The following is an 18,400-nucleotide window of genomic DNA, read 5'->3' as shown; positions in this document are numbered from 1 at the left end:
TAAATATTCTCATACGCAAAAGCATCTGATTGCCGGTAAAGCGTTTCGCCCCTTACAATGCGAACAGTTCTTGTTCTCTAACGCATACTCTCTACCGCGCCACCAAGCGCCCGGAGTAATACCGTTGTCGTCCGCCCATCCCGTCGAATCGCTCTATCAGGCCCATCACGGCTGGCTCACCGGCTGGCTGCGGCGCAGACTCGGCTGCCCGGACAGCGCAGCGGATCTGGCGCAGGACACGTTTATCAAGGTGCTGACCGCCCGCGAACCGCCGATGATCATCGAGCCACGCGCCTTTCTGACGACGTTGGCCAAGCGCGTTCTGTTCAATCATTACCGCCGTCAGGATGTCGAACGCGCTTACCTCGACACCTTGGCGCAGATGCCGGACATGGTCGCGCCGTCGGAAGAAGACAAGGCGATCATCTTGCAAACCCTGATGGAGCTGGATGAATTGCTCGACGGTTTGCCGCGTCAGGTCAAACGCGCCTTTTTGCTGGCGCAGGTCGATGGCCTGACGTATCCACAGATCGCCGCTGAACTCGACATCTCTGTGGCCACGGTCAAACGTCACCTGAACAAAGCTGCCATGCGCTGCTACTTCGCCTTATGAACCGCGTGCCGGATTTCTCCTCCCAAGTGGCTGAACAGGCCGTGCATTGGCTGATGGAAATGCAGCAGGGCACGCTCTCCCCGCGCCAGCAACAGGCCTGGCAACAATGGCTGGAGGCACACAGCGAACACCGCCGGGCGTGGGAGCATATTCAGCGGGTCAATCAGCGTCTGCGCGGTGTGTCGTCGCCGCTGGCACACGCGGCGTTGAACGGGCCGAAGTCCGGCAGTCGTCGTCAGGCACTGAAACTTTTGCTGATTCTTGGCGCGGGCACGGCGGTCACTTGGGGCATGCGCGAGCACAATCCTGTGCCGTCGCTGCTCGCTGATTACCGCAGCCCGCTGGGGCAGCGACGCAAAATTTCCCTGGGTGGCGGTGATAAGTTGCAACTCAATACCGCCAGTGCCGTGGACGTCGACGGTGCGCAGCGATTGATCCGCTTGCTCGAAGGCGAAATCCTCCTGACGGCCGCGCAATCTTTCGAAGTGCGCACGGCTCAGGGCCTTCTGAAAACCCAAGGCGCGCGCCTCAATGTGCGTCAGTTTGCCGATCGCACGCAGATTGCGCTGTTCGAAGGTCGCGTCGAACTGAGCGGTAATGGACGCGCGCCGATGTTGCTGCCGGTCGCGCGTCAGCTCAGCTTCACCTCGGCATCGGTCAGCGAGGCCAAACCGCTGGACGCGAACAGCGGCGCCTGGGCCGACGGCATGCTGGTGGCGGCGCACATGCGCTTGGGCGACTTCCTCGATGAACTCGGCCGCTATCGTCGCGGCCAGCTCAATTGCGACCGGAACGTTGCCGACCTGTTGATTTCCGGAACTTACCCGCTGGACGACAGCGAGCGGATTCTTGATCTGCTGGAAATCAGTTTGCCGGTGAAGGTGAGGCGCTTTACCCGCTACTGGGTGACCGTCGAAGCGCGGGTCTGAAAAAACTCAAAAATAAATGAGCCGTTTTTCAGATCTGGCGTGACAGAGAAGGAAAGCCCCCTTGATTCAACCTTCTCAGGATCATCCACCATGCACCCCACCCGCCTCACGCCACTGGCCCGCAGCCTGCGCAATCTCGTCCTCGGCGCCAGTCTGAGTTTCAGCGCCCTGCCCGCCGCACTGGCCGCTGAAGCCAAGGCTTATCACATCGCGCCGTCGTCGCTGGAAAACGCCCTCAACCAGTTTGGCCGTGAAGCGGGCGTGCTGATTTCGTTTGGTTCGCAAGTCACCAGCGGCGTGCAAAGCCGTGGCCTGGAAGGCAGTTACACCGCAGAACAAGGTTTGAACGCATTGCTCGAAGGCAGCGGTCTGCAAGCACGCGCCGAGGGCAACAATGCGTTCAGCCTGCAACCGGTGGCGGATGCCGCGCTAGAGCTGGACACCTCGACTGTCGTCGGCGACTGGCTCGGCGATGCTGCGCAGATCAATGTGTTCGAACATCCCGGTGCGCGCGATGTGATCCGCCGCGAAGAGTTCGAGCGTCAGGGCGCGACGCAGGCGCGCGATGTGCTCAACCGCATCCCCGGCGTCAACGCCCCGGAAAACAACGGCACCGGCAGCCATGACATGGCGCTGAACTTCGGCATTCGCGGTTTGAATCCGCGACTGGCCGCGCGCTCGACGGTGTTGATGGATGGCATCCCGGTGCCGTTCGCGCCTTATGGCCAACCGCAGTTGTCGTTCGCGCCGATCAGCATGGGCAACATGGATGCCGTGGACGTGGTGCGCGGCGGTGGCGCCGTGCGTTATGGTCCGCAGAACGTCGGCGGCGTGGTCAACTTCGTTACCCGGGCGATTCCTGACGAGCCAACGGTCAAGGGTGGCTTCCAGACGGAAACCAGCCCATCGTCGAGCCACGACGGCTTCAAGACCAGCGCCAACCTGCTGGCCGGCGGCACTAACGCCAATGGCCTCGGCGGTGCGTTGCTCTACTCCGGGACGCGCGGCGGCGACTGGCGCGAACACAGCGACACTGAAATCGACGACCTGATCCTCAAGGGCAAATACCAGCTCGACGAAGCCAATAGCTTCAACGCCATGGCCCAGTATTACGAAGGCAAGGCTGACATGCCCGGCGGTCTGAACGTGGCCGATTACGACGCCGATCCGTATCAATCGACGCGCCCGAAGGACCAGTTCTGGGGCCGCCGCACGATGTTCAATTTCGGCTATCGCTATCAGGAAGATCGCCGCGAATTCACCGCCAACACGTTCTTCACCAAGACCTTGCGCAGCGGTTATCTCGATCAGGGCACCTTCCTCTCGCTGTCACCGCGCGAGTATTGGGTGCGTGGCACTGGAAACCCGATTCGCCCAAGGTTTCGACCTCGGCCCGACCAGCCATGAAGTCGGCGTCGGCTATCGCTACATCAACGAGGCCGGTCACGAACTGCGCTATCGCACACCGATCAGCAGCAACCAATACCCGACCACCGCCAGCCGCAACGACCGCGACACCCGTGGCGGCACCGAGGCCAATGCGTTCTTCGTCGACGACCGCATCGACATCGGCAAATGGACGATCACCCCGGGCGTGCGCTACGAAATGATCGAATCGCAGCAGACCAACAACCTGACCAACGTCAAATACAAGGGCGACTACAACACCGCACTGCCAGCGTTGAACGTGCTCTATCACCTGACCGACAGCTGGAACCTCTACGCCAACACCGAAGGCTCCTTCGGCAGTGTGCAATACAGCCAGATGCCCAACCGGGTGACCAGCGGCGAAGTAAAACCGGAGAAGGCCCGCACCTGGGAACTCGGCACGCGCTATGACAACGGCGCGTTGCGCGCGGAGATCGGCGCGTTCCTGATCAACTTCGACAACCAGTACGAAAGCAACCAGACCAACGACTCGGTAATTGCCCGAGGCGAAACCCGCCATCAAGGGATCGAAACCAGCGTCAATTACGCGCTGGATGACTTGAGCCCGGCGCTGGCCGGTTTCGATGTCTACGCCACTTACGCTTATGTTGACGCGACTATCCGCGAAGATGGACCGAACAAGGGCAACCGCGTGCCGTTCTCGTCGAAACACAAAGGCACGATTGGTGTGGGTTACAGCGAAGGACCGTGGAAGCTTAATCTCGACAGCAGCTTCCAGAGCGACCAGTTCGCCGACAACGCCAACACCTCGAAGGAAAGCGCCGATGGCAGCACCGGCAAGATCCCCGGTTACATGCTGTTCAGCAGCCGCGCCGGGTATGACTTCGGTCCGCAGTTGTCGGACTTGAATGTGGCGGTGGGCGTGAAGAACATTTTCAACACGCAGTACTTCACGCGCTCGTTTGATGACAACAACAAGGGCAAGTATGTGGGTGAGCCGCGTACGGTTTATGTGCAGACTTCTGTGGCGTTCTGAGGATTGAGAAGCCCTCATCGGAACGCCGCCCGCCTAGCCCTCTCCCTGAGGGAGAGGGGACTGATTGGGGGATGCTTGCGAGGTACGGCGACCTGAACGTGCTGTGCCGAATCCATAATCGACTCGACCTGAAACCGCTTTGCCGAATCCATAATCGGCTCGGTCTTTCAGGTCGACGTACCTCTTCAGACACCTCGGTCGGCCCCCTCTCCCTCCGGGAGAGGGCTGGGGTGAGGGTCAGCGGGTCATGGTCTACAGTAAAATTTCAAACCAACTTCACAAGGATCGTGAAGCATGCAAACTCGCCCCAGCCTCGCCCAATTCGCCCGCCAGTTACGCGTTAACCAAACCGACTGTGAACACCTGCTCTGGCAAAAACTCCGCTCCCGCCAGATCGCCAATCTGAAGTTTCGTCGCCAGTTTCCCTGTCCGCCTTACGTGCTGGATTTTTACTGTGCGGAGTTGAAATTGGCGATTGAGCTGGATGGCGGTCAGCATTACGAAACGTCGGGACTGATTCATGACCAGCGTCGGACGCGCTATCTGAATCAAAAGGGTATTGAAGTCGTGCGCTTCAGTAATCTCGAGGTGATCCAGCAGATGGACGATGTGCTGGAGCAGATCATAAGAATTGCGGCGAATCGAAAAATGCCCTCACCCTAACCCTCTCCCAGAGGGAGAGGGGACTGACCGGGGGATGCTTGCGAGCTACGCCGACCTGATTCTGCTTTGCCGAATCCATAATCACTCGGTCTTTCAGGTCGACGTACCTCTTCAGACACCTCGGTCGGCCCTCTCCCGGAGAGAGGGGGGACTGATTGCGGGATGCTTCAGAAATACATCAACCTGAAGTGCTTTGCCGAATCCATAGTCGACGCTGTCTTTCAGGTCGATGTAACCCGCAACACACCTCGGTCGGCCCCCTCTCCCGGAGGGAGAGGGCTGGGGTGAGGGGCCGCGCTCTTGTGCCTTGCGCAAAAATCCGCCACAAACAAAAAACGGGCCTGCATTCGCAGGCCCGTTCTCATTGGCTGGCTTATAAAATCAGCGCATCAACTGTTGATCGCTGCCTGTTCATTCTCAAGAAATTCTTCCTCCAGCAGAGCGTCATTCGCCTTGCTAAATGGCACCACAGCGGCACGTGGTTTACCTCGCAGTTTGCCGAAAAGATGCTCCAGGGCGTGCTCGAGTTTTTCGGCAGCGCCGTCGATTGCCTGTTCCAGCGAATCGGCCTTGTGGGTCACGGAAATCGGTTGATGGCCTTTTGGCCGCGCTTCCAGTTGGCAGCGCAAGTCATGGGGACCTGGTTTGTCACCGTTCTCGTCGCTCAGGTGGACTTCGACACGGGTCAGGTCTTCTTCATAACGTTCGAGCGTGCTCTCAATGGTTGTACGTACCCACTCCTCCAGTCGTTGACTACTTTGAATATGGTTATCGCTGTTGACTTGGATTTGCATAGTTCATCCCTTATTTCAGCTAGCTCGTGAGAGGCCTTGAGTTGAATTTCCTGACCTCCTGGTTACAACAATCGGCCCGACTGCCGAACATTTCAACCCCTGAAAAAAGATAAATATTCATTCGCAAAAAAAGCCGGACAACCGGGCAAAGCACTGGTAAGGTCGGGAGTTGGGTCGCTTGGCAATGTTGCAAAATTTGCTCACAACTGCCCGTCGTTCAACGGGTGCAAACTGCGAAATATCCCCGCCTCCTCGACCAGCCAATCATGCACCGCACGCACACCCGGATGGCTTAAAGCCCCCGGTGCATAGAGCAACACATAGCGTTTGTGATTAGGCACCGACAGGCCAAACGGCACAATCAACGTCCCTCGCTCCAATTCATCGTTAAGCAAGGTGCGGCGGGCAATCGCCACGCCCATGCCGGCAATCGCCGCTTCGATGGTCAGATGATTGCGATTGAAGGTATGCCCACGCCGTACGTCGGCGCCCTCAAAACCAATCGCGTTCAAATAGAATTCCCATTCCGCGTATTCATAACTGCCACGCCAGGCGGTGATGTCGTGCAGTACCGGGAAATGCACCAGATCCGCCGGTCCGTGCAACGGTGGTCGCCCGCGCAACAGGCTCGGTGCGCACACCGGGAAAATCTGCTCGTCGAGCAAGGCTGTGGATAACAATCCCGGGTAGCTGCCGTCGTTCAAATCGATCGCCAGATCAAAATCGCCTTCGTGCAAGGGCACGCTGCTGTCCTCTGCCACCAAGCGCAACTGAATGTCCGGATAGCGTTGCTGCAGGCGCGGCAAGCGCGGCGTCAGCCACTTGCTGAGAAACGACGGAATCGAGCGCACACGCAAAATCCCGCTGATCATCCCGGCGTCCAGTCGACGTAGTTCGGCATCAATGCTGCCATACGCCTCGTTGACCGTGATAGCCAGCCGCTGCCCCTCCGCACTCAGCTCCACACCACGCGCCCGCCGATGAAACAAACGGAAACCAAGTCGTTCTTCAAGTTGACGAATTTGCTGACTGACCGCCCCCGGGGTGATGTGCAGTTCTTCGGCGCAACGGGTGAACGACAGGTGCCGCGCGGCACAGGAAAACACCTGCAGCCAGACATAGGTCTGGGCATGCAATTGACGGCTCATCGTTTAGTCCTGCTAAAGGCTTACTTAGGAAGTTTCGTTAGTCACGTTGGACCGAGGTAGGCAGTATCGCCGACATTGCGCTTGTCCTACAAAAAATGGCAGCGATTCCTACTCCATTGCTTGTAAGGGTTTAGCATGGCTATCAGTGTTTTCGATCTATTCAAAGTCGGCATCGGCCCGTCCAGTTCCCACACCGTAGGCCCGATGCGCGCCGCCGCGACCTTCGCTCAGGCGCTGATTGATCAACGTTTGTTGAACGATGTGCACCGTGTGGAAATCCGTTTATACGGCTCGCTGTCGGCCACCGGCGTCGGGCACGCCACCGACCGCGCGACAGTCATGGGCCTGATGGGCGAATGGCCGGACAGCATCGATCCGGCGACCATCGATCCACGTATCCAGCAACTGCGCGAGACAGGCCAACTGTCCCTCGCCGGTCAGAGAGAAATTGCCTTCGACTGGCAACGTGATCTCCTGCTGCTGGACGAGAGCCTGCCCTACCACCCCAACGCCATGTCGCTGACGGCCTTTGGCGAAACGGCCGAGCTGTTCGAGCAGACCTATTACTCGGTTGGCGGCGGTTTCATCATCGAAGCGGAAGAAGCCGAGTCCGGTGTCGCCCCGGCGAGTGAAGTGGTGTTGCCGTACGATTTCTCCAGCGCCGCCGAACTGCTATCGCTGTGCAAACAGCACAACCTGCGCGTGTCCGAACTGATGATGGCCAACGAACGCGCGTGGCGCACTGACGCGGAAATCCGCCAGGGCCTGCTGCACATTTGGTCGGTGATGCGCGAATGCGTCGAACAAGGCCTGCGCCACGAGGGGATTCTGCCCGGTGGTCTGAACGTGCCGCGCCGCGCCGCGAAATTGCATCGCAGCCTGTTGGAGATCGGCAAGCCGAACGTGATCAGTTCCACTCTGTCGGCAATGGAGTGGGTCAACCTGTTCGCCCTCGCCGTCAACGAAGAGAACGCCGCCGGCGGGCGCATGGTCACCGCACCGACCAACGGTGCAGCCGGAATCATCCCGGCCGTTCTGCACTACTACATGAAATTCAATCCGGACGCGTCTGACGATGATGTCGTCGCTTTCTTTCTGGGCGCGGCGGCTGTCGGCATTTTGTGTAAGAAAAATGCTTCGATCTCCGGCGCTGAAGTGGGCTGCCAGGGCGAAGTCGGTTCGGCCTGTGCGATGGCCGCTGCTGGCTTGGCCGACGTGCTCGGTGCCACCCCGGAACAACTGGAGAACGCCGCCGAAATCGGCCTGGAACACAACCTTGGCCTGACATGCGACCCGGTCGGCGGCCTCGTGCAGGTGCCGTGCATCGAGCGCAATGCCATCGCCGCCGTGAAAGCGATCAACGCCACGCAAATGGCCCTGCGCGGCGACGGCAAACACTTCATTTCCCTCGACCGGGTGATCCGCACCATGCGCGATACCGGCGCCGACATGCACGACAAATACAAAGAGACTTCACGGGGCGGCCTGGCTGTGAACTGGGTGGAATGCTGAGGCCCATTCCCTGACCGCCCCGGCAGGCCGCACGAAGCCGCCTGCCAACCGTGAGCCCGAGCAAAAATAATAACGAGGCGATACCGATGACCGATGTACGTACACCTGCTGCCGAAAGTCCCGCTGTAGACCGCACACGCAATGCAGAAACGGCCCACAAGGGCTGGAACAAATTCGACACCACCTGGATGCTCGGTCTGTACGGCACTGCGATCGGTGCTGGCACCTTGTTCCTGCCGATCAATGCCGGTGTCGGCGGTTTCTGGCCTTTGCTGATTCTCGCCGTACTGGCTTTCCCGATGACGTTTTTTGCCCACCGTGGGCTGACCCGTTTCGTGTTGTCCGGGCGCTCCGGGGACATCACCGAAGTGGTCGAAGAACACTTCGGCATCGGTGCCGGCAAGCTGATCACGCTCCTGTATTTCTTTGCAATCTTCCCGATTCTGCTGGTGTACAGCGTGGCGCTGACCAACACCCTGAGCAGTTTCCTCGAACACCAATTGCACATCGCTCCGCCACCACGGGCGATCCTCTCGCTGGTGTTGATCCTCGGTCTGATGACGATTGTGCGCTGTGGTCAAAGCGTCATCGTCAAAGCCATGAGCGTGCTGGTTTATCCATTTGTTGCCGCATTGCTGCTACTGGCGCTCAGCCTGATTCCAAACTGGAACGGTGCGTTTTTTGCCAGTGCCCAAGAAGCCATGCCAATGTCCGCTTTCTTCAAGACAATGTGGCTGGCGATTCCGGTGATGGTGTTTTCGTTCAACCATTCGCCGATCATTTCCGCGTTCGCGGTTGAGCAGAAACAACGTTACGGCGAGCAGGCAGAACGCAAAAGCAGCGGCATCCTCGCTATGGCTCACGGCATGATGGTCGTCACGGTGATGTTCTTCTGCTTCAGCTGTGTGCTGGCGCTGTCGCCGGCGGATCTGGCAGCGGCCAAGGCGCAGAACATTTCGATCCTGTCGTACCTGGCCAACCACTTTCAGACCCCGGTCATTGCTTACGCCGCGCCGCTGATTGCGCTGGTGGCGATCACCAAATCCTTCCTCGGCCACTACATCGGCGCCAGTGAAGGCTTCCAGGGCATGATCGTGAAAAGCCTGCGCAGCCGTGGCCGGGTGATGTCAGCGAGCTGGCTGAACCGTGCGACCGCCGTGTTCATGATCCTCAGTTGCTGGGCCGTGGCAACGTTCAACCCGAGCATCCTTGGCATGATCGAAACCCTCGGCGGGCCGGTGATTGCCTGCCTGTTGTTCCTGATGCCGATGTACGCCATCCGCCGCGTGCCGGCCTTGCGCCAGTATTCGGGGCAGGTGTCCAACGTGTTTGTGGTGCTGATCGGCCTGATTGCACTGTCAGCGATCATCTACTCGGTTCTGCCCTGAAAACGGGCCATTAAAAAAGGCGAGCCGCGTGGCTCGCCTTTTTAATCCCCGTGTTCATTGTTCGACAATTTTCCCGGCACAGCCCTTGCTACTCCCCTGTGGGAACTGTCGCAGGCTGCGATCTTTTGATCTTCATGATCGAAATCAAAACACCGAAGATCAAAAGATCGCAGCCTCGTTTCACTCGACAGCTCTACATGAAGCAACAAATACAGGCCACGGAATGGCCGATGATCCGGTTGGGCGAACCAACCCGATCACGGCCGGTCAACAACTGCACGTTCAATCAGGCGGTGACGCATCATGGACAATCCTTTTCAGATCATTACCGATGCCTTTGCGCCGGACTATCAGATCAACCTGAGCATTCAAGGCCTGGACGGCAGCATCATGCTGACCCTGTCCAACAGCGGCCGGATCGTGGCCAAGCGCATGATCAGCGCCGAGCAGCGCAACGACCCCGTGCGCCTCAAGCGTCTGGTGCAAAGCATCCAGTTCGGCATTGCCATCGAGCAAGGCCACAGCGCCATGGCAATCCTCGAAGCGATGACCAGCGGCGACGGGCTGACCCCGCCACCGCCACGCATCATCGGGCAGCCCGGGCAAGCAGCCGGGCTTTAAAGCTCGCCCTTCTCGACTTCCGGATGCTCGCTGGAACCGGCGCCAAGTTTGCGCTGCGGTTTCTCGATCTTCACCGAGGGAAATTGTGACGAGGCGTAACGCACCACCAGAATCGAGAACGCCAGCAACAGAATGCCGCCGCACAGGTAGATGATGCCCATGTCCGGCGGGTTGTGGTGCGAGACGTTGGAGATCAGCAAACGGGTCAGCGCGGTGATCGCCACGTAGATCAGGAAGCGCACCGGCATGTGGTTGGTCTTGAAGTAGATCCCGACCATTGCCCCCAATTCGAGATAGATGAACAGCAGCAGAATGTCATCGATCTTGATATGGCCTTCCTCGAGCATCCCGAGAAATTCCATCACCGCCGCCCATGCCGTCACCGCACCGATGGCGAACAGCGCCAGATAGTGGAAGGTTTCGACGAACAGGTTGCCCAGGGACTCGGCCAGTTGATGCACGTTTTGCCGCAGTTTCTCGGCCCAGTTGATTTTCACGATGATGTTCCTTAGCTCGAATGCGAGCGGATGATGCGTGTTGGACGTGACGGTTTTCTGCACGTAACGGTTTTCATGCAGAAAAGAGGCCACGCCATCATGGCGAACCGCCGCCAGACCCGCGCCGTGGCGTTTGGTCGCACCGCTGTGCTTTTGTGGAAGCGAGCCTGCTCGCGAATGCAGCGACACGGTCGGCCTGACAAACCCGAAATCCGGTCTACATTGAAAAGCCACTACCCATAGCGCAGGGATTCGCTTATCCTTTTCGCTGTATATGGATACAGTAGTCGTCAAGACAACTTAATGTGAAGGCATGTGAGGTGGTGAATGGCCGTCGAAGTGGTATACCGCAGCAGCCGAGATCTGGAGCGCTTGTTCATGGATAAAGCCGAAGCTGACCGTCATGACAAAATGCTCGAACTGGCCGAATATCTGGCCGATGTCCTGCAAAAAGCCGTTCCGTCCCTGACTGAACAGCAAGTGGAAGAAGCCGGGATCTACATGGCGAAGAATCGCGATGTGTTCGCCCGGGCGTTCAAGAGCCAGCCGGATGCGTTGTCCGAGTTGCTCAATGCACCGGCCGAACCGATGGAGAATGGTGAAGCGGCGCAAGCTGCTGAAGCGCCTGCGAAGCCAGCCAAAGCGGCGAAGGCTGCGAAGTAATCCAGCCCAAATTGAATAGGCCCTGAGTCGAATGGCTCAGGGCCTTTTTCATGCCTGTGAAACTCAGCGATACAAAACTTTCTCCGCCAACTCATCCGCCACTCGTGCCGGCGAACGCTTTTCCGCCTGCGCGTGGGCGAAGACTTCGGTCAGCCGTGAGCTGATTTTCGACAGATGCGCGGTAATCGTCGACAACTCTTCACCACGATGTTTCAGCGAGACGTAGATCAAGCCACCGGCATTGATCACGTAGTCTGGCGCATACAGAATCCCGCGCCGTTCCAGTTGATCGGCCACATCCAGATGTGTCAGCTGGTTATTGGCAGAGCCTGCCACTGCCGAACAGCGTAATTGCGTGACGGTATGGCTGTTCAAAACCCCGCCCAGACCGCACGGCGCGAGGATGTCACACGGCGTACTGAGCAACGCGTCGTTGGCGATCGGGTGAGCGTTGAGTTGTTCCATCGCCAGTTGCACCTTGCCGTGATCGATATCGCTGACCAGCAACTCAGCCCCGGCGGCATGGAGTTGTTCGGCCAAAGCAAAGCCGACATTGCCCAGGCCCTGAATCGCGATGCGCAAGCCTTCGAGGTTGTCGCTGCCCAGCCGCGCCATGGCCGTTGAGCGAATGCCGGCAAATACACCCATCGCGGCATGCGGAGCGGGGTCGCCGGCCGAGGTGGTGCTGGTGACGTGCTGAGTCTGTTGGGCGATGCAATCCATATCCGCCACCGAGGTGCCGCTGTCGATGGCGGTGATGTAGCGACCGTCGAGCTGTTCGATGCAACGACCAAAAGCTTCGAACAGCGAGCCACGATTTTCCACATGAGCCGGGCGCACGATCACTGCCACGCCTCCGCCCTGCGGCAGCCCCGCCAGCGCAGCCTTGTAGCTCATGCCCTGAGCGAGGCGAATGGCATCTTCGACGGCGGATTCGTCATTGGGATAGGCGAGATAACGACATCCGCCCAAGGCTGGCCCGAGGCGACTGTTATGGATGGCAATGACCGCCTTCAACCCGGTGACCGGATCAACGCTAAGGTGCAGCGATTCCAGGCGAGTGCTTTGCATGAGCGCAAACATCGTTGGGCTCCCGAATCACTTCTTGTAGAACGCCAGTATAGGCCTGCGCCTGAAAATTGCTGGAGCGCGCCGGAATAAGCGCCCGCGCCGACAACGGTTTTGCGGCATAACCCGACACCTGCGCAGCAGGGGACTGGACGAATCTTGCGGGCGGGGCTAAAACGAGGCATTCCCCGGAGATTTCGATGAGTGCGCGTCAACGTTTTTTCGAATGCCTGTACCGTTCACCGCCCGCGCTGTTCGAAGCCGCGCTGTGGATGGCGGCCGAGCATGAAAAAGCGGTCGATCCCGACGCGCTGTTACAAGAATTCAAAGACCTGCAACAACGAGTCAGTTACGGCTTGCCGATGTTGCCGGTCAGTGAACTGGCGCAGCCCCTGTTGCGCCGCATGACTGATCTGGGCTTTGCCCAGGACCACTTCCTGCCGCTGCGCCCGCAAGCGGCGCTGTTGCACAAAGTGTTGCAGACCCGTCGCGGCCAGCCGTTGGCACTGGCGCTGATTGCCCTGGAGCTGGCGCGTGGCCTGGAGATTCCGCTGGTCGGGGTCAACTTCCCCGGACACTTCCTGTTGCGGGTGCCCGGCGCTGATCACTTGCTGGATCCGTGCGGCGGCCGGCGTTTGTACCCAAACGATTGTCGCGAACTGTTGCAGCGCCAGTACGGGCCGAACATGAAGCTGACCGCCGAGCATCTGCTGACCGCCAGCCCCAAGCAGATGCTCCAGCGCCTGTCGCGCAACCTGCGCCAGCTGCACCTGACTCATGATGATTTTATCGCCGCGCTGATCGACGCCGAACGGGTGCTCGAACTGGGTGACGCTGGCGCCGTCGATTACCTGGCACGGGCCAGTCTTTATCAGCGGCTCGACTGCCCGAATGCCGAGCGCTTTGATCTGGAGCATGCGCTGATGCTCAGCGACGACCCGATTCAGCGCCTGCGCCTGACTGAACGCCTCAGCCACCTGCCGCCCAACTCCGTCGTCCACTGAATACGCTCGCGATGGCTGTGTGTCAGGCAACGAATGTAGTGACAGAAACACGGCCTTCGCGAGCAAGCTCGCTCCCACAGGTTTGGTGTGTACCTAAATTATCGGCTCGGCACACATCACTGTGGGAGCGAGCTTGCTCGCGAAGCAGGCGGCTCGATCTTTCAGTTAAACCGCGTTATCGTTCTTCGCTAGCAGCCTAGCTCCCACAGGAGATTGCACTGTGTCGGTGGGCGAACGCACCTGAATAATCAGCAACGCGGCGATGACCGCCGGAATCGCACAGAAGAAGAAAATCTGCGCCACTGGAATATGCATCGCCAACAACAGGCTGCCGAACAGCGGCCCGAGAATCGAACCGAAACGCCCCACGCCCAATGCCCAACCGGTGCCGGTCGCACGCACATGCGCCGGGTAGAAATTACTGGCAAACGCATTCAGCGTCAGTTGCCCGCCGATGATGCAGAACCCGGCGGCGAACACGCAGGCGACCAGATATCGCGGATTGTCGTGATTAAGCCCCAGCAGGATCGTGCACAGCGCCGCCCCTGCCAACACCGCTGACAACAACCGCACCTTGCGCTTCAAGCGGTCAGCGAACCAGGCCATGCAGATCGCGCCCATGGTGCCGGCGAACAGGAACATCGACGTCACCAGATTGGCTTCGTTGAGTTTCAGGCCGCTTTCCAGGAGCAGCGTCGGCAGCCAGCTGATCATGAAATACAACAGAATCAGGCTGACGAAAAACGTTGCCCAGATCAGCAATGTCGGTCGCGCGTAGCCATTACGGAACAACTCGACCACCGTCAGTTTGCTGCCCTGCTCCCGCTCGTTCTGTTCGAGGCTGGCAACGGGCGGTTGCCAATCCGGCAACATCCGCGCGGTGACTTTGCGCAGTCGCGCATACGGTGGCGCATCACGCAGCAAACGCGGCAACGACTCCGGCAGCATCCACCAGAGAAACGGAAACAGCAGCAACGGCGTGACGCCACCGGCGAGGAACACCGCTTGCCAACCGAATTGGTCGATGAAGCCTGCCGCGACGAAACCACCGGCTGCGCCACCGAACGAGAAGCCACAGGCCGCCAGCGTCACCATCAAGGTGCGCAGGCGCGGTGGCGAATATTCCGACATCAACGCCATAGCACTGGGCATCGCCCCGCCCATGCCGATGCCGCAGATAAAGCGCGCGATCATCAACGTATTGAGCGAGTCTGCGAAGACCATCAGCACGGTCAGCGTGGCGTAGATCAGTACGCAAGCGAGCAGAATCCGTCGTACGCCAAAGCGGTCAGCCAGCGGCGTAACCGCCAGTGAACCAAGGGTGAGACCGAGCAGGTTGGCACTGAAAACAGGCCCGAATGCAGACTTTTCCAGACCCCAATCCTGCGCCAGCGCGGGCACCACATAACCGAGCACCTGGGCGTCATAGCCATCGGTGACCAGCAGCAAGGCGAGCAGGATCAAGAGCAACCACTGATAACGGGACACAGGACGGGCGTCGAGTGCCGCCCGGAAGCTGGCAATCTGGTTGTGCATCGCAAGGTACCTGTTTTGTTTTTATGATTTTGGGGTAGTTCAACGCCGAACCCTGTGGGAGCGAGCCTGCTCGCGAATGCGCTGTGTCAGCAAAATGAATGGTGACTGACACTCAGCCTTCGCGAGCAGGCTCGCTCCCACAGGGGAATTACGGGGTATCGGGTTGGTTGGCAGGATGCGCCTTGATGAACGCCGGATGTTCAGCCGCCAGTGCGGCAACGCGGCGGACTTTCGGGTAGGCATCCAACGAGACATTGAACCGCTCCGCTGCATACAACTGCGGAATCAGGTACACATCGGTCACGCACGGCCACTCGCCGAAACAGAAGCCCTCGTCGCCAATCAATTGCTCCACCGTCGCCAGCCCTTGGCTGATCCAGTGACTGATCCATTCCACTACCTGCGGCTCGTCGTGCCCCGACTGGCGCAGGCGATTGAGCACGCTGACGTTGTGCAGCGGATGCACATCGCAACCGATCACCGCCGCAACACCGCGCACCTGCGCGCGGGCGAACAAATCTTCCGGCAGCAACGGCACCTGTGGATAACGTTCTTCCAGGTACTCGATGATGGCCGGCGATTGAATCAGTAAACCGCCTTCGTCAGTGCGCAGGGCCGGCACCCGCCCCTGTGGATTGATCGCCAGATACGCCGCTTGCCGATGCTCGCCGCCGGGTGGCGCGATCAGATTGACCGGCAGCGCCTGATAGTCGAGGCCCTTCAGCGCCAGCGCGATTCGCACGCGGTACGACGAAGTCGAACGGTAATAGGTATAGAGATCCATAACCCGCTCCTGTCAGCGCGCCGCCAGCACTTTGCCGCGGCACTCGCCGAAGCCGATCGAGGCAAAACCGTCGCGAGCGCAACGTGCGCGCAGGATGATTTCGTCGCCATCTTCAAGGAACTTACGCACTTCTCCAGAAGCCAGCTCGATCGGTTTTTTACCGCCCTCGGTGATTTCCAGCAGGCTACCGAACTGACCGCTCTGCGGGCCGGACAACGTGCCCGAACCGAACAGGTCACCGGCCTGCAACTGGCAACCGTTTACGCTGTGGTGCGCGACCATTTGCGCGACGGTCCAGTACATGTAGCGGGTGTTGCTCAGGGTCAGGCGATGGGCCGGCAGGTTCTGCTCGCGCATGGCTTCGGTGAGCAGCAAAACTTCCAGTTCGATGTCGAAGGCACCGCCGTCCTGATCGCGTTTATCGAACAGGTACGGCAGCGGCTGCGGATCACCTTCAGGACGCTTCGGCTGCGCGGTGCGGAACGGTTCCAGCGCTTCGGCGGTGACCACCCACGGCGAGACGCTGGTGATGAAACTCTTCGACAGGAACGGCCCCAGTGGCTGGTATTCCCAGGCCTGAATATCGCGCGCCGACCAGTCGTTGAGCAGGCAGAAACCGGCAATGTGATCAGCCGCGTCACCGATGGCGATCGAGTCACCCATCTCGTTGCCTTGACCGATCCAGATGCCCAGTTCCAGCTCATAGTCCAGGCGCGCGCACGGGCCAAACACAGGCTCGGTCTGACCGGCCGGTAGCGTCTGGCCTTTAGGGCGACGCACGTCGGTACCGGAAGCACGCACGGTGGAGGCGCGACCGTGATAACCGATCGGCACATGCTTGTAGTTCGGCAGCAGCGGGTTATCCGGGCGGAACAGTTTGCCGACGTTCTGCGCGTGCTCGATGCCGACGTAGAAATCGGTGTAATCGCTGATGCGTGCCGGCAGATGCAGCTGGCAATCGGCGGCCAGGGGCAGCAGTTTCGCGCCTTGGGCTTCGATGTTGCCGCGGTGCGTGCTGCCTTCGCTGAACAGTTCCAGCAGACGGGTGCGCAGTGCCACACGCCCCTCACGACCGAGTTCGAAGAATGCGTTCAACTGGCCGCCGTGCATGGCTTCGACAGCGCTGCGCGCGACACCGTCGAACAGCCCGGCTTCCAGTGCTACTTGCAGATCGAAGATATGGTCGCCAATCGCCACGCCAGCGCGCGGCATCGCACCGTTACTGCTGAACACACCCAGCGGCAGGTTCTGCAGCGGGAAATCAGCGTGGCCGTTGGCCGAGGCAACCCAGCTGCGGGTGATGGAATTCTGCGTCATGGGTTATCTCCGGGTCGGGTCGAACGTGGCGGGCAAAGTGGCCCAGCAGGCGTCATAAGTGGATTGCAGTTGCGGACAGTCGAGGGCGAAGCGGCTTGGGCGCAGCACCTGACTGGTCTCGAACATGAAGGCCATGGTGTTGTCGATCTTCGCCGGTTTGAGTTCGGCGTTGATTGCTTTGGTGCAAGTCTCACCATCAGGGCCGTGGGCACTCATGCAACTGTGCAGCGAGGCACCGCCGGGCACAAAGCCTTCGGCCTTGGCGTCGTACTCGCCCTGGATCAGGCCCATGAATTCGTTCATCAGGTTGCGGTGAAACCACGGCGGACGGAAGGTGTTCTCGGCGACCATCCAGCGCGGCGGGAAGATCACGAAGTCGAGGTTGGCCAGACCGTGCACGCTGGTCGGCGAGGTCAGCACGGTGAAGATTGACGGGTCCGGGTGATCGAAGCTGACGGTGCCGATGGTGTTGAAACGGCGCAGGTCATATTTGTACGGCACGTTATTGCCGTGCCAGGCGACCACGTTCAGCGGCGAGTGATTGAGCTCGGTGGCCCACAACTGACCGAGGAACTTCTGTACCAGCGTGGTCGGTTGCTGGAGGTTCTCGTAAGCGGCAACCGGGGTCAGGAAGTCACGCGGGTTGGCCAGACCGTTGCTGCCGATCGGTCCCAGATCCGGCAGACGCAGCGGCGCGCCGTGGTTCTCGGCAACATAGCCGCGCGCTTGTGGGTCGAGCAATTCAACACGGAATTTCAGGCCGCGCGGCAGCACGGCGATTTCCAGCGGCGCGACTTCCAGCACACCCAATTCGGTGGCGATGCGCAGACGACCGAGTTGCGGCACCAGCAGCAATTCGCCGTCGGCGTTGAAGAACACCCGCTCCATCGAGCGGTTGGCAACATAGTTGTAGATGCTGATGCCGGCCGGTTTCTCTGCACCCGCGTTAGCGGCCATGCTCACCAGTCCATCGATGAAATCGGTCGGCTCGGCCGGGATCTCCAGCGGGTTCCAGCGCAGGCGATTGGGGGTCACTTCACCCAACGGGCCACCGGCCAGTTGCCGCTCCAGTTTGACGAAGGCCGGGTGATTGGCCGACGGCTGAATCCGGTACATCCAGGTGCGCCGCGCTTCACTGCGGGTCATGGTGAATGCTGTGCCGGAAAACAATTCGGTGTAGAGGCCGTAGGGGGCTTTTTGCGGGGAGTTCTGGCCAACGGGCAGCGCACCGGGCAACGCTTCAGAGCTGAATTCGTTGCCGAAACCGGACTGATACGCCAGCGCCAGGGCGGTTGAATCGAGGTTCATGGAGCCTCCTGAACAGGGAGTCGGCAGTGGCCCATCGCTCTGGCTCAGAGGTTTCGGCACGCCGGGGTTGTTATTATCGTAATTCGATTACGCATAACGTAATTTGCTCGCTATCCAGCGTCAAGCTATA

15 protein-coding genes and 2 pseudogenes are annotated in these 18,400 nt (G+C 59.7%); 9 read left to right on the top strand and 8 right to left on the bottom strand.

Annotated features, from left to right (window positions below; genetic code table 11):
- Window positions 1-124: 124 nt before the first annotated feature.
- The 4 genes and pseudogenes from AB4O11_RS13255 to AB4O11_RS13240 all read left to right on the top strand — a co-directional run bounded on the left by AB4O11_RS13255 (window position 125) and on the right by AB4O11_RS13240 (window position 4,630).
- On the top strand, window positions 125-613 hold the full coding sequence (locus tag AB4O11_RS13255) for a sigma-70 family RNA polymerase sigma factor (RefSeq protein WP_093436181.1): 489 nt from the start codon (window positions 125-127) through the stop codon (window positions 611-613).
- Entirely contained in the window at window positions 610-1,542 is a 933-nt protein-coding gene (locus AB4O11_RS13250) for a DUF4880 domain-containing protein (protein WP_460130850.1), read from the top strand. Before AB4O11_RS13255 ends, AB4O11_RS13250 begins: the two co-directional genes overlap by 4 nt.
- A gap of 90 nt (window positions 1,543-1,632) precedes the next feature.
- Window positions 1,633-3,967, top strand: a pseudogene (fecA, locus tag AB4O11_RS13245) (TonB-dependent Fe(3+) dicitrate receptor FecA).
- Window positions 3,968-4,261: 294 nt separating this feature from the next.
- Window positions 4,262-4,630 carry an endonuclease domain-containing protein gene (locus tag AB4O11_RS13240; RefSeq protein ID WP_116254640.1) on the top strand — a complete coding sequence of 123 codons (369 nt, stop codon included), beginning with the start codon at window positions 4,262-4,264 and terminating at the stop codon, window positions 4,628-4,630.
- A gap of 389 nt (window positions 4,631-5,019) precedes the next feature.
- Here the strand turns inward: AB4O11_RS13240 and AB4O11_RS13235 are convergent, their stop codons facing one another.
- Both AB4O11_RS13235 and AB4O11_RS13230 read right to left on the bottom strand, forming a co-directional pair.
- Entirely contained in the window at window positions 5,020-5,424 is a 405-nt protein-coding gene (locus AB4O11_RS13235) for an HPF/RaiA family ribosome-associated protein (protein ID WP_034154535.1), read from the bottom strand.
- A gap of 200 nt (window positions 5,425-5,624) precedes the next feature.
- The gene (locus AB4O11_RS13230; protein ID WP_093436172.1) at window positions 5,625-6,572 is read right to left on the bottom strand and encodes a LysR substrate-binding domain-containing protein; all 948 of its coding nucleotides are present in this window, start codon (window positions 6,570-6,572) and stop codon (window positions 5,625-5,627) included.
- Window positions 6,573-6,707: 135 nt separating this feature from the next.
- Here AB4O11_RS13230 and AB4O11_RS13225 point away from each other — a divergent pair, with 135 nt between their 5' ends.
- From AB4O11_RS13225 to AB4O11_RS13215, 3 genes are all read left to right on the top strand, one after another.
- Window positions 6,708-8,084 carry an L-serine ammonia-lyase gene (locus tag AB4O11_RS13225; protein WP_460130847.1) on the top strand — a complete coding sequence of 459 codons (1,377 nt, stop codon included), beginning with the start codon at window positions 6,708-6,710 and terminating at the stop codon, window positions 8,082-8,084.
- 86 nt (window positions 8,085-8,170) lie between these two features.
- Entirely contained in the window at window positions 8,171-9,472 is a 1,302-nt protein-coding gene (locus tag AB4O11_RS13220; protein ID WP_460130844.1) for a serine/threonine transporter, read from the top strand.
- A gap of 303 nt (window positions 9,473-9,775) precedes the next feature.
- A complete protein-coding gene (locus AB4O11_RS13215) occupies window positions 9,776-10,093 on the top strand; it encodes a DUF3509 domain-containing protein (protein WP_186624939.1) in 318 nt (105 codons plus the stop codon).
- Here the strand turns inward: AB4O11_RS13215 and AB4O11_RS13210 are convergent.
- Window positions 10,090-10,590: a phosphate-starvation-inducible protein PsiE gene (locus tag AB4O11_RS13210; RefSeq protein ID WP_026000737.1), complete on the bottom strand. Its 501-nt coding sequence runs from the start codon at window positions 10,588-10,590 to the stop codon at window positions 10,090-10,092. The genes AB4O11_RS13215 and AB4O11_RS13210 overlap by 4 nt on opposite strands.
- A 327-nt stretch (window positions 10,591-10,917) precedes the next feature.
- Here AB4O11_RS13210 and AB4O11_RS13205 point away from each other — a divergent pair.
- Window positions 10,918-11,172 (top strand): annotated as a pseudogene (locus AB4O11_RS13205) (YebG family protein); the annotation flags it as partial.
- A 144-nt stretch (window positions 11,173-11,316) separates the two neighbouring features.
- Here AB4O11_RS13205 and AB4O11_RS13200 read toward each other — a convergent pair.
- Complete coding sequence (locus AB4O11_RS13200; RefSeq protein WP_093436130.1) at window positions 11,317-12,336, bottom strand: Leu/Phe/Val dehydrogenase; 1,020 nt, start codon at window positions 12,334-12,336, stop codon at window positions 11,317-11,319.
- Window positions 12,337-12,521: 185 nt separating this feature from the next.
- Between AB4O11_RS13200 and AB4O11_RS13195 the strand changes: the two genes are divergently transcribed.
- Window positions 12,522-13,325, top strand: a complete 804-nt coding sequence (locus AB4O11_RS13195; RefSeq protein WP_460089905.1) for a SirB1 family protein — start codon at window positions 12,522-12,524, stop codon at window positions 13,323-13,325.
- A gap of 165 nt (window positions 13,326-13,490) precedes the next feature.
- On the opposite strand, the gene AB4O11_RS13190 is transcribed toward AB4O11_RS13195, so the two are convergent.
- The 4 genes from AB4O11_RS13190 to hmgA form a co-directional block, all read right to left on the bottom strand.
- Window positions 13,491-14,861 carry an MFS transporter gene (locus tag AB4O11_RS13190; RefSeq protein ID WP_099758031.1) on the bottom strand — a complete coding sequence of 457 codons (1,371 nt, stop codon included), beginning with the start codon at window positions 14,859-14,861 and terminating at the stop codon, window positions 13,491-13,493.
- Window positions 14,862-15,009: 148 nt separating this feature from the next.
- A complete protein-coding gene (gene maiA, locus AB4O11_RS13185) occupies window positions 15,010-15,645 on the bottom strand; it encodes a maleylacetoacetate isomerase (protein ID WP_460130840.1) in 636 nt (211 codons plus the stop codon).
- A gap of 12 nt (window positions 15,646-15,657) precedes the next feature.
- Entirely contained in the window at window positions 15,658-16,962 is a 1,305-nt protein-coding gene (gene fahA / locus AB4O11_RS13180; RefSeq protein WP_116254644.1) for a fumarylacetoacetase, read from the bottom strand.
- Between the two features lie 3 nt (window positions 16,963-16,965).
- Window positions 16,966-18,270: a homogentisate 1,2-dioxygenase gene (gene hmgA, locus AB4O11_RS13175; protein ID WP_460130836.1), complete on the bottom strand. Its 1,305-nt coding sequence runs from the start codon at window positions 18,268-18,270 to the stop codon at window positions 16,966-16,968.
- Between the last annotated feature and the right edge of the window lie 130 nt (window positions 18,271-18,400).

Source organism: Pseudomonas sp. H1_D05, from assembly GCF_054682705.1.
The sequence above is the reverse complement of the archived record's forward strand: the minus strand, read 5'-3'. Positions and strand labels throughout refer to the sequence as shown.

Coding starts and splice junctions, on each gene's coding strand:
- AB4O11_RS13190 (WP_099758031.1), bottom strand. CDS start 14,861: ATGCACAACCAGATTGCCAGCTTCCGGGCGGCACTCGACGCCCGTCCT.
- AB4O11_RS13225 (WP_460130847.1), top strand. CDS start 6,708: ATGGCTATCAGTGTTTTCGATCTATTCAAAGTCGGCATCGGCCCGTCC.
- AB4O11_RS13220 (WP_460130844.1), top strand. CDS start 8,171: ATGACCGATGTACGTACACCTGCTGCCGAAAGTCCCGCTGTAGACCGC.
- AB4O11_RS13240 (WP_116254640.1), top strand. CDS start 4,262: ATGCAAACTCGCCCCAGCCTCGCCCAATTCGCCCGCCAGTTACGCGTT.
- hmgA (WP_460130836.1), bottom strand. CDS start 18,270: ATGAACCTCGATTCAACCGCCCTGGCGCTGGCGTATCAGTCCGGTTTC.
- AB4O11_RS13195 (WP_460089905.1), top strand. CDS start 12,522: ATGAGTGCGCGTCAACGTTTTTTCGAATGCCTGTACCGTTCACCGCCC.
- fahA (WP_116254644.1), bottom strand. CDS start 16,962: ATGACGCAGAATTCCATCACCCGCAGCTGGGTTGCCTCGGCCAACGGC.
- AB4O11_RS13200 (WP_093436130.1), bottom strand. CDS start 12,336: ATGTTTGCGCTCATGCAAAGCACTCGCCTGGAATCGCTGCACCTTAGC.
- AB4O11_RS13235 (WP_034154535.1), bottom strand. CDS start 5,424: ATGCAAATCCAAGTCAACAGCGATAACCATATTCAAAGTAGTCAACGA.
- AB4O11_RS13215 (WP_186624939.1), top strand. CDS start 9,776: ATGGACAATCCTTTTCAGATCATTACCGATGCCTTTGCGCCGGACTAT.
- AB4O11_RS13250 (WP_460130850.1), top strand. CDS start 610: ATGAACCGCGTGCCGGATTTCTCCTCCCAAGTGGCTGAACAGGCCGTG.
- maiA (WP_460130840.1), bottom strand. CDS start 15,645: ATGGATCTCTATACCTATTACCGTTCGACTTCGTCGTACCGCGTGCGA.
- AB4O11_RS13230 (WP_093436172.1), bottom strand. CDS start 6,572: ATGAGCCGTCAATTGCATGCCCAGACCTATGTCTGGCTGCAGGTGTTT.